The sequence below is a fragment of the Megasphaera sp. MJR8396C genome (genome assembly GCF_001546855.1).
Classification (GTDB): domain Bacteria; phylum Bacillota; class Negativicutes; order Veillonellales; family Megasphaeraceae; genus Megasphaera.
In genome coordinates this window covers 38,993-48,976 of the sequence record NZ_KQ958195.1, presented here as the reverse complement: position 1 = coordinate 48,976, position 9,984 = coordinate 38,993, and the positions used below count along the sequence as shown (strand labels likewise).

Genomic DNA, 9,984 nt, shown 5'->3' with positions numbered 1-9,984 from the left:
ACCCAATTCCCCGTAAGGGGACTGAAACAAGAAAAAATATGATTAGGTGGTTATGGCGCGAACACGTCGTATTACCCAATTCCCCGTAAGGGGACTGAAACCCGACTTCGTAAAGATCCTGCATGCATTTTGGATCCTCGTCGTATTACCCGATTTCGTCATTTCTTGACTTTTCATCGCAAACAAGATATACTTATCCGTAGCCGAATGATTGACTGTTTAGGCGCATGATTTAGAACTATTACAAAGAATGGTTCTATTCGTGCGCCTTTTTTGCGTACTTTTTGCCATTCAGTTTCTTTCCGACAGGAGGTATGCCTATGTTTACCCTTTATTATTTCGAAGGTCCCGGGTATGAAATTTTCCCCTTGCGGACCCGACTCAACGACATTTTCACATATCAGGCTCAGCACGCCGTCAATAAGTATCCTGACCTCGCTGACCTTGGCATTGAGCTCGACGATCTTAGCTTTGAGTTCGATGACGGCAGCCATGACCTGGTCCACATCCTCGACGCCTTGGAGGGGCCGAAGGACATTTGGCACGGCGGTGCTGTCTGTGAAGACATCAGCCCCGACGCCTGCCGGCAGCTGCGGAACGGTAAGTGGTCCATGGCCGTGAACGTAGAGGGTGGCAACTGCCACGACCTTTGGGACCTCATGCTCCGCAAGTGGGCTCCTAACTGCCGCTACTATTATCTGGCCTATGGCGATCTCCGCGATGGAGAGGCCGAATCCAATGATCTGAAACACCGCTACTTTTCAGGCGACTACGCCGTTCGGGCCAACCTTTCAAAAAATACGCCGGAAGCGCTGTACCAGCTCTTCAGTCGTCATACGATGTATCAACGCCCCTATTTCAGTCTTATTTATCGGGCCGGCGACACCCATTTCTCCACTTGGCCGCGGCAAGAACTGTATCGGGAGCTGCTGACTCTGGTACCGATGCCCGAGCTGTCACCAGATGACTTGGCCGACGTCGTGGCTTCGACGATTGGTTCGCCGCTCAGTGATGGGAGATGGGGAACGCGGGTCATCATCCGCCGGATTCATTATCGGCTGCGCGAACCTCACCACTATTTCATGCCCGTTTTGGAAGAACTTCGCCAAAAGGGCCAACTTCGCTAAAAGGAGGAAATTACCATGGCCAATATTTGTTACACCCAATACCGTTTCGAAGGGCCGGAAGGGGAAATCCGGAATATCGGAAAACATTTCCTGCAGGCCTTTTCCCGCCATTCCTATGACGAAGCCGATGAAGAAACGAAGCGCTTCGTCGATCGGGAATTCTACGAACAGCACCTTAACAACATCATAGAAGTCTTGTATCCGGATTGCGATTGTGGTTGCCGCGGCGCCATCCGGGGAAAGATCACAGAAGAATCGTACCGAAGTCTGGGCGATGGGCAGCTGGTCTTGTCCTTCGAAGCCGAATCGTCCTATGTGCCGATCCATGCCCTCTGGGATGCCGTCCTTGCAGAATGGGCCCCGAACAGCCGCTATTACTACTACGCCGAGGAAATGCGTCTGGAAGGCCTCTGGACCAATGACGTCTATCGGAAATATTTCCCCTGGGACTACGTCATCTTCGCCTCCATCAAAAAAAATATCCCCGAATCCATCTACGACTTCCTGACGAAAACCGCCGTCTATCGGGAAAGGGAAGACCAGTACGGCTACCACGTCTCCTACTGGACCCGGGAGGAGATGAGAGAAGCCCTCTTGAAACTCCTGCCGTATCCCGAATGGTCTACAGAGGACCTCATCTACGTCGCCCGGGACGAACTGGAGCGCTTCGCCGAGGGAGATAAAGACCTGTGGATTTTCATTCTCCCCATCCGTCACTGTGCAGAAGACGCGCCGGGATTCTTTAGCCAAGAAGAATCCGAATGCACCTCGTCCGAACCGGAAACGGAAGGGGAATGAAAGCGAATATAGAAAAACACCGTCACAGCCGAAACTGTGACGGTGTTTTTTCGTCCCATATTGCAAAGAAAGAAGCCCCCAAGTCGGAATACCGGCTCAGGGGCTTTGTTGGCTTTGTTTTATGACGCAGGAACTGTTAATTGCAATTTTAAATTGAGGGCCTGGGTAATCTTGATCAACGTATCCAACTTCGGCCGCGTTTTCATCGTTTCCATACGAACGACAGACGATTGCGGAATCCCGCAGCGTTCAGCTAAGGCGCGTTGGCTGAGCCCTAACTCCTGCCGCCGCCGGATAAGGGAAGCCACAATAGCTGCCGCTTCCTCGATTTCTTCCATATTTCGTCTATCTTGGTCGCTGATATCTTTCACATGACGTTTATAATCATCCCAAGTTTTCATAGCTGTTCCTCCTTCCGGCGTAGATAATCGTCGCGCTCAAAATATTTTTATGATATGATAGCATAGTTGCTATCATACTTCAATAGGGATTGAGCAAGTGATACATCCCATCCGATTTATGAGTAGGGAGGAATCGATTTGAAATCCTTGAAAAAATCATGGGGGAAAATCCATTGTCTGGCAGGATTTCGTAACCATCATATAGAAGCTATCCTTTAAGAAAATGATTCTTTTGGAATCACTCAAAATGAATTCCAGCATGGAGTTTTATAACGGCAGAAAAACAATACGCCAAGAGTGACCGTTAAAGAACATCGACAAATAGATAATCAGTCTTTTGACTGCTTGTTTTTTACTACTTTTATAAAAGGTTATTAAAAACCATTTGACAATATAGGTAAATATGTTATACTATGATTAAAGAAAGATAGAAAATACTACAAACGGATATTCATTGAAGGGAGAAGATAATTATGGCAGGTTTCGACAAATCTGTATTCTTTGGTCACGCGACGTATGATGGTATCAATGGCATCACGATGGAATTGTGGCGCGGCGTTTCTAGCCGCATGTGGTTTGAAGCAGCTCGGGGATTTAAGCGCCGGGCGCAGCGGGTTGAGGTCATCGTCCCCAAGGGCCCGAATGATCCGGATATGCTCCTCGATGCGGCTATGGCTTTTTGCCCGAAGGTTTTTCAGGACGTACCGGGCTACACCCGCATGTATGAGTCGTTAGAACCTCGTTCCTATTTGGACTTTGATATGGATGAAGGCGTTCCGGCAGATTGGGCAGCTATCAGAGAGTTGGCCCGGCCGGTATTCCGCCAGTTGACGATTTATGAGGCCGACATCCGTCCCTTGCAGGGAGTCCATCCAGAATATTTGAGCAAGGAGGATGTGCGATGAGGCGAGTCAGGGAATATCGGTATATTGTCAGAGAGATGATGCAGGCTGACCTTGAGCGGCATGACGGCATTGACGAGTTGGCCTTTTTCGCCCTCGTCTTATGGCTCCATCAAAGAAAGTCTGCCGATCAGTTGTTGGCCTATTTGGACGAAGGTCCGTGGGATGGCACGGTACGGACCTACTTGAAGGGGATTTTTTCCCGCTACAGTTCCGTTTTATTCGAGGCCGCCGAAAGCCTCAGCGAAGAAGACGTCATGGACATCCTGGCATCACTGCCACTCTATCGGGACCTTTCGTTTACGGAAACACCGGAAGGGGTAACGGCCTTAGCTGGACACCTCTTGCAGTTGCAGGACGGGGACAAGGTGGCCGACCTTTGTTCCGGCTTGGGCGATTTCGCCTTGGCATCGTGTAAAGCCTTTCCCGAGATTACCTGTATGGCGGTAGAGAAAGATAAAAAATCCTATGTCGGCGCCGTCCTGCGCACGGTCTTAGCAGACCTTCCGATTACCCATGTTTGCGGCGACGTATTGGAGCCGACGACGATTGCCAGAGGAAAAGAGCCGAATAAAATCTTTTGCCGCGTACCCTCGTGGCCCCGGTATCGGGATTTGGCCGATCAAGTCCGCAATTATCCGGCCCTGAGCTCTTTCTTTTTCGGGGAAAAACGCAGTATTTCCGCTGAATGGGTCTTTGCTGTTGTTGCCGCTATGAGACATGCCCCGTCGGGACGTGCCGTCGTCATGATGCCGGGCAAAGGGCTGTACAATAACATCGACCGGGAAGTCCGCCAGGAATTTCTTCGCCGCGGCTGGATCGAAGGCGTTATTGCGCTTCCGGAACGACTGCTCGGGAATAGCGGCATCGGTTTTTACCTGCTCGTTCTCAGCGAAAACAACGAGAGCGTCCGCATGGTAGACGGGACGAGCTTCTTTAAGGCCGAACGGCGGCAGAACGTCTTGACCGATCAGCATATCGAAAGCATTCTTACTTGTTACGATCAGGATACGGAACAGAGCTGCCGTATTTCGATGACTCAGTTGGCTGCCAATGGCTATGTGCTCGATCCCCAGCGCTATCTGACCAAGACCGATGCCCGTTTGGAAAAGGCCTGGACCGTCGATGACGTCTGCACCGTATCGCGAGGCTTCGTGACCGGAGCCGGTCTCTTGGATGAACTGGTCAGCTCCGAACCGACGGCCTACCGCTATTTGATGGTACAAGACCTTGAAAACGGCCGCATCCGCGCCGATTTGCCGTACTTAAAAGAATTACCTGAGCGGGGAGAGGCCGCCTGCCTGCAAAAAGGGGATATCCTCTTATCGAAAATGGCGCCTTTTAAAACGGCCTTAGCTGATGAATTGCAAGATGAACAGGTGCTGGTAACGGGCAACGTCTACATCCTGCGCGGCTCCGATGCCATTGAACCGGCATACCTCATGCTCTATCTGCAAAGTGCCTTAGGCCAGAGTGAATTGGATTACTGGGCTAAAGGAAGCCATATCAAAAATATCTCCATCGGCGACTTGCGGAAAGTTCGCATTCCTATCCTGTCGAAGGAAAAACAGCAGGACATTGCCCGACAGTATCGAAAATTGGCCCAGGCCATGAAAGAAGCCGAAGCAAAGCTGTTGGCTATCAAACAGGACATGAACAATTTAGTAGATGCATAACGAAATTCCATATCGATAACATGCCAACAGGCTGTAGTGAATCAAAAACGTTTCACTAACGTTTCAGTGCCTCTGTCGAACGGCCCCCTTAGTGCTAGATCTTTTGGTCCAGCTTTAAGGGGGCCGTTCACGTGTAGGGGGCTTTTTTTATGGGTGTAAATTCGTTTTATTTTTGTCTAAAAATGATTGATTAATTTTTAGACAAATGCTATACTACGCATAACGTATCGAGAGCGTGTGTCCCTATTAGAAAGGAGTTCCTGTTATGGCCGAAGATAAGGAAATAGAATTCGAACGACGTCAGTTATCCTTGTTCGAAACGGAAGACGGGCAGGTGAAAAGTCCCAATCTGCTGCGCTGTTATAAGAACCGTCTGGTCAGCATTGAAAATATGTCGGTCCATGATTTATTCAACGGGTTCGATGAAATCCGGGTCATCACCTTTTCCTATGATGTCGCCATGATTCACTGGCTTATGAAGAAGTTTAGATATGGAGAAATTCTTCTCGGCGCCGATTTCATGGTCCGGAAAGACACTAGAACGACAGAGAAGGTAGCTGCTATGTTGGCCGGGGCAGACATCGCAGCCGAAAAAATCCGGAAATACAGCGATTTAGTTCAAAAAATGCTGGATGGTAACTTGGTTATTCACAGTTCGATAAACATATTGGACCACCGAAAATTGTATCTCCTTCACAGCGATGATGGACGGACCCGGGTCATCACGACATCGGCTAATATGACCCGAAGGGCCTGGTCTGCCGATCAAATGGAAAACGTTGCCTTTTATGATGAATCCGATGCCTATGCAGCTTACATTCAAGAGTTTCACACGGCCTGGAAGATGTCGGCTGACATTCCCTATAAGGTGGTTGCCGCCGAAGAGACCGACAGCCCTAAAGACGCCAATGCGATATTAAAGAAGGTCGTGGAAACGAATAAGGCCATCATCCTGCAAACGCCGGCAGAAGATGAGCAGACGGTCATCACCAACTATCAATACGTCATGGATGCCGATAAGGCCAGAGAAAAATACCTCGAACTGTTGAAGGATACAGGTATCCGAACAACAAAAGACGGCGTGATTAAGCTCAATCCCAAAATCGTCGAAAAAATAGAGGTCAATGCGAAAAAAGCAGGGATACGACAAATCAGACTCAAGCAGGTTGTCGAGCCATATCCTGAAATCACCTTTGATTATCAAAATTTGTCCATGAATCTTTCCGGGGAACCGATGAATCTGAATCCGCCGGAAGAAGACGTCAAAGCCGACATCAAGCATCTGTTATCGATTTTTGAGAAATATAATTCCTTCGTCGGGACGGATCCGGAAAAGCAACAAGACATCTACTATAAGCTGTTAAATGCCATGTTTGCCTCGCCTTTTTTTGCTCGCCTTCGCTGCGAAGCTGAGTTACTCGAAAACGCAGCGAGCAGCTTCCCCTTGTATCTTCTGATTTCATCGCGTCATGCCAGTACGGGGAAAACCTTTTTTATAAAAGCCATCTTGAAATTGATGACGGGAAAGAAACATTTAAGAACACTAGCTGCCAGATCCTGCTCGAGTAAAACTGCCGTCGCCTTGCAGGTAGAAGGGAAGGGCGTCCCCTTTTTTATCGATGAAGTCAATAATGCCTACTTGTCACACATGAAATCAGCTATCAAGGATACTGAGGATATCTGTGAAAGGCTACAACTGGATACGACACCGATGCTGATTTTTGCGTCCAATGATGTGACCAATCCGGATATGCCGCTTCGTAAACGGATGATTTTTCTCGCTCCGAAAGGAACGATTCCATCTGATGTCGATCAAACGGCCTGGCTTTCTGCCGGCAACCGGTTGATTTCAAGATTAGGAACGGGGTTGTATTGTGAATATATCCGACGCATGCTTCCCAAAGTACGGAATCTGATCGATCAAATACAAGAAGAGCTAAAAGCCGATGTTTCCCATGACTGGTATCCGGACATCATGCCTCTTTCTTCAGAAACCTTGATGGAAATCGTGAAGGATTTCGGTTTTGATCAACCATCTTACTTCAGAATGCTCAATTGGAGCGATGATTTTTCTGAAAACGCTCGCCATATCGCAGCCGACACTTTCCGGGAAATCAGAGAACTGTACGCTTCTAACAAAAGAGTATTCACAATTGACAAAAACACAGTTACAATAGAAACAGGTACAGACACAGCGAGTAAGCGCCGGATTGATTCCTGGGCAGCGGTACTGCCTCGAGAGGTCATAAAAGAAGAGCCCATGTGGATAAAAACGGGCTGGATCATCGTATTTAATAGAGCTGAACTGGAAAAACGAAGCGGTATCCGATTTAAGGACCCGTGGTACCGGAAATTTTTTTAAAATGAATCGAGGTGATGGTCATGCGGCGGCTGTATTTATACAAAAAATTCACCGAAGACGGCAAGGCTGTCCGGGATGCGGCAGCCGATATCATTCGGCCGGATGATGATGTCTTCGTCGTAACGGAACATGACCGGAAACACGAAGAACTAGATAAAACCATCGAAATGGGCCGTGCTCATGATATCCTCTTTGTCGAAGGAATCGACGACCTGGGACAGACGGCTGAAGGCACCCTCAAACGGCTTCGGACCATCATGGAAAAGGGAATCCGCCTCGTTGCTTGTGATCTGAAAATGACCTATGAACATGGGCTGGAATTGAACCAAGCCATTGTCGGAACAATCATTGAAATGCTTGAAAAAACGGTAAAAACGGACAATCAAGTCTTATTTCGTCCGCGAAATGCCGGACGGCCCAGTATCGATTTTCCCGACGGCTGGGATGAAAAATACAAGGCCTGGAAAGACGGCAGCCTTTCCTCTAAAGCCTTCATGGAATGGTCGGGAATGAAAAAGGCGACCTTCTATAACAAGGTGACGGAATACAGCGAACTCTTAGACGAAGAAGAACGGTACCGGAACAGTATCAAACAAGCCGTCGGACATCAATAAAGGGGCTCGAAAGCCGCAGGCGTCGAAGAAAGAACCTCTCCCGTTTATATTAATTTCACATCGTATCGAAGAAGTCTTTTTCAGTAAGGAGCAGGAATTTACGAAAGATTTGTCGAAATGATTAGGTATGTGAGGTGATACTCTATGAGTGAATTGACATTTGTATGCTATTCTCGTTGCTCTACCTGCAAAAAAGCGGAAAAATGGCTCGAAGCCAACGACATCGCCGTAACCGTACGCGATATCAAGGGTGACAACCCGACAGCCGAAGAACTTCGCGCATGGCACGAAAAGAGCGGATTGCCCCTCAAACGATTCTTCAATACCAGCGGGCTAAAGTATAAGGAATTAGGGCTCAAGGATAAACTGGCCTCCATGAGTGAAGACGAACAGTATGACCTTCTGGCCACAGACGGCATGCTGGTCAAACGCCCCTTGCTGGTCGGTGACGATACGGTATTGGTAGGATTCAAGGAAAAAGAATGGCAAGATAAGTTGTAATAAAAAGTGAGCCTCCTTGATGCGAGGCTCATTTTCGCATGTCCGTATCGATGGTGGAGCTTTGTGCAAATGCCTCGATGATGAAAAATTGATAAAGGAAGGCACTTATCCGGACGGCATGGAAACGGCCATGAGCTGAAAGTTTAGCGCTCTTCCCAAAGTGTTGATGTCTTAAGAATTTGAGAAAAGCAGCCTACGACAACGCGGTATCGTTGAAAGGAGAACGCGAAGCAGCTCGTTTGTGGCCTGTGATGTTAGAATGTTATAGAAAGTTCATGAGGTGATCGAATGTTAGGCGCAATCATTGGAGATATTATCGGTTCACGGTTTGAATGGCATAACATTAAGACCAAGGAATTTGAATTATTCAGCTATAAGTCCCGGCCGACCGACGACAGTATCATGACCTTGGCCTTGGCCAAAGCCATCTTAGACAGTAAGGACGATTATAGTGATTTGGGCGACCTTGCCGTAGATTCCATGCAAAGCCTGGGACGGAAATATCCGAACTGCGGCTATGGCGGCCGCTTTAAACACTGGGTATTCGCCGTCGATCCCAAACCCTACCAAAGCTTGGGAAACGGCTCTGCCATGCGTGTCAGCCCGGCAGGATATGCGGCCAAAGATTTGGCAGAAGCCAAATTACTGTCCCAGAAAATCACTGAAGTCACCCATGACCATCCCGAAGGACTAAAAGGGGCCGAAGCCGTCGTCGTTGCCATCTATATGGCCAAAAATGGATGCAGCCGACAAGAAATCAAAGACCTCATCGATCAAAACTACTATCCCATGGATTTCACCTTAGAGGCTATTCGCCCGACCTACAAATTCGATGCCACCTGCCAGGGAACCGTACCTCAAGCCCTAATGGCCTTCTTCGAATCGACAAGCTTTGAAGACGCCATCCGTAACGCCATCTCCATCGGCGGCGACAGCGACACCTTAGCTGCCATCTGCGGAAGCGTAGCCGAGGCCTATTATGGCATTCCTGAAAAACTGAGAAAACAGACCCTGATGTTTTTAGATGAAAGACTTTTGAAAATCCTGCTCGATTTTGAAAAGAAATATCCGCCGATTAGGGAGAAATAGCCCAATGATGTAAGACCCGGCAGCGCGTAATGCTTAAAGAACGTCAGATGTTATTTTGAGAGAAATTGTCGCACTATTGTCGAATTTACTGTATAAAAATTATAGATGCAACTAAGCTCCTAAAGGTGATGCCATAAGATAATCAGTACTAGCACTTTATTATGTATTAGCCCTAAAAGAAAGAGACGAACAAGAGTCCGTCTCTTTCTTTTAGGGCCTTTATTTTTCTTTTCTTCGTTTTAATTCTGCCGCAGCCGCAACCCTATCGTAAGATTTAAGGTTTTTATCCTTAACTCTACCCCAAAGTTCTGAATCATCATATCCGCGAGCTTTTTCCAGTGATTTCCCACTCTCATCTAATGCATGGTCAACAACATGGCCAACAACAGATGCTGCAAGTCCGACGACTCCAAGAGCAACTATCCCAATACCTTTTAATAATCCCATTGTAATCCTCCTTTATCATTTAAATTAATAAAACAATCGTAATTAGTAAAGTAGATACGAATTTGAT

10 protein-coding genes are annotated in these 9,984 nt (G+C 47.8%); 8 read left to right on the top strand and 2 right to left on the bottom strand.

All coding sequences use genetic code 11. The annotated features are described in order from the left end of the window. Positions 1-320 precede the first annotated feature (320 nt). Both HMPREF3201_RS07300 and HMPREF3201_RS07295 read left to right on the top strand, forming a co-directional pair. Complete coding sequence (locus HMPREF3201_RS07300) at positions 321-1,127, top strand: hypothetical protein (RefSeq protein ID WP_062412429.1); 807 nt, start codon at positions 321-323, stop codon at positions 1,125-1,127. Positions 1,128-1,142: 15 nt separating this feature from the next. Further along, positions 1,143-1,925, top strand: a complete 783-nt coding sequence (locus HMPREF3201_RS07295; protein WP_062412428.1) for a hypothetical protein — start codon at positions 1,143-1,145, stop codon at positions 1,923-1,925. Positions 1,926-2,044: 119 nt separating this feature from the next. On the opposite strand, the gene HMPREF3201_RS07290 is transcribed toward HMPREF3201_RS07295, so the two are convergent. After that, entirely contained in the window at positions 2,045-2,326 is a 282-nt protein-coding gene (locus tag HMPREF3201_RS07290) for a helix-turn-helix domain-containing protein (protein WP_062412427.1), read from the bottom strand. 473 nt (positions 2,327-2,799) lie between these two features. Here HMPREF3201_RS07290 and HMPREF3201_RS07285 point away from each other — a divergent pair, with 473 nt between their 5' ends. The 6 genes from HMPREF3201_RS07285 to HMPREF3201_RS07260 all read left to right on the top strand — a co-directional run bounded on the left by HMPREF3201_RS07285 (position 2,800) and on the right by HMPREF3201_RS07260 (position 9,470). After that, positions 2,800-3,231 carry a hypothetical protein gene (locus HMPREF3201_RS07285; protein WP_062412426.1) on the top strand — a complete coding sequence of 144 codons (432 nt, stop codon included), beginning with the start codon at positions 2,800-2,802 and terminating at the stop codon, positions 3,229-3,231. Then, entirely contained in the window at positions 3,228-4,904 is a 1,677-nt protein-coding gene (locus HMPREF3201_RS07280) for an N-6 DNA methylase (RefSeq protein ID WP_062412425.1), read from the top strand. The genes HMPREF3201_RS07285 and HMPREF3201_RS07280 overlap by 4 nt, the downstream gene beginning before the upstream one ends. 265 nt (positions 4,905-5,169) lie before the next feature. Next, a complete protein-coding gene (locus HMPREF3201_RS07275) occupies positions 5,170-7,266 on the top strand; it encodes a phospholipase D-like domain-containing protein (RefSeq protein ID WP_062412424.1) in 2,097 nt (698 codons plus the stop codon). A gap of 20 nt (positions 7,267-7,286) precedes the next feature. After that, positions 7,287-7,880, top strand: a complete 594-nt coding sequence (locus HMPREF3201_RS07270) for a recombinase family protein (protein ID WP_154254224.1) — start codon at positions 7,287-7,289, stop codon at positions 7,878-7,880. A 144-nt stretch (positions 7,881-8,024) separates the two neighbouring features. Continuing rightward, entirely contained in the window at positions 8,025-8,381 is a 357-nt protein-coding gene (locus tag HMPREF3201_RS07265) for an arsenate reductase family protein (protein WP_062412422.1), read from the top strand. 288 nt (positions 8,382-8,669) lie between these two features. Beyond that, positions 8,670-9,470: an ADP-ribosylglycohydrolase family protein gene (locus HMPREF3201_RS07260; RefSeq protein ID WP_062412421.1), complete on the top strand. Its 801-nt coding sequence runs from the start codon at positions 8,670-8,672 to the stop codon at positions 9,468-9,470. A 219-nt stretch (positions 9,471-9,689) separates the two neighbouring features. Here the strand turns inward: HMPREF3201_RS07260 and HMPREF3201_RS07255 are convergent, their stop codons facing one another. Continuing rightward, positions 9,690-9,917 (bottom strand): hypothetical protein, encoded by a 228-nt coding sequence (locus tag HMPREF3201_RS07255; RefSeq protein WP_062412420.1) that lies wholly within the window; start codon positions 9,915-9,917, stop codon positions 9,690-9,692. Between the last annotated feature and the right edge of the window lie 67 nt (positions 9,918-9,984).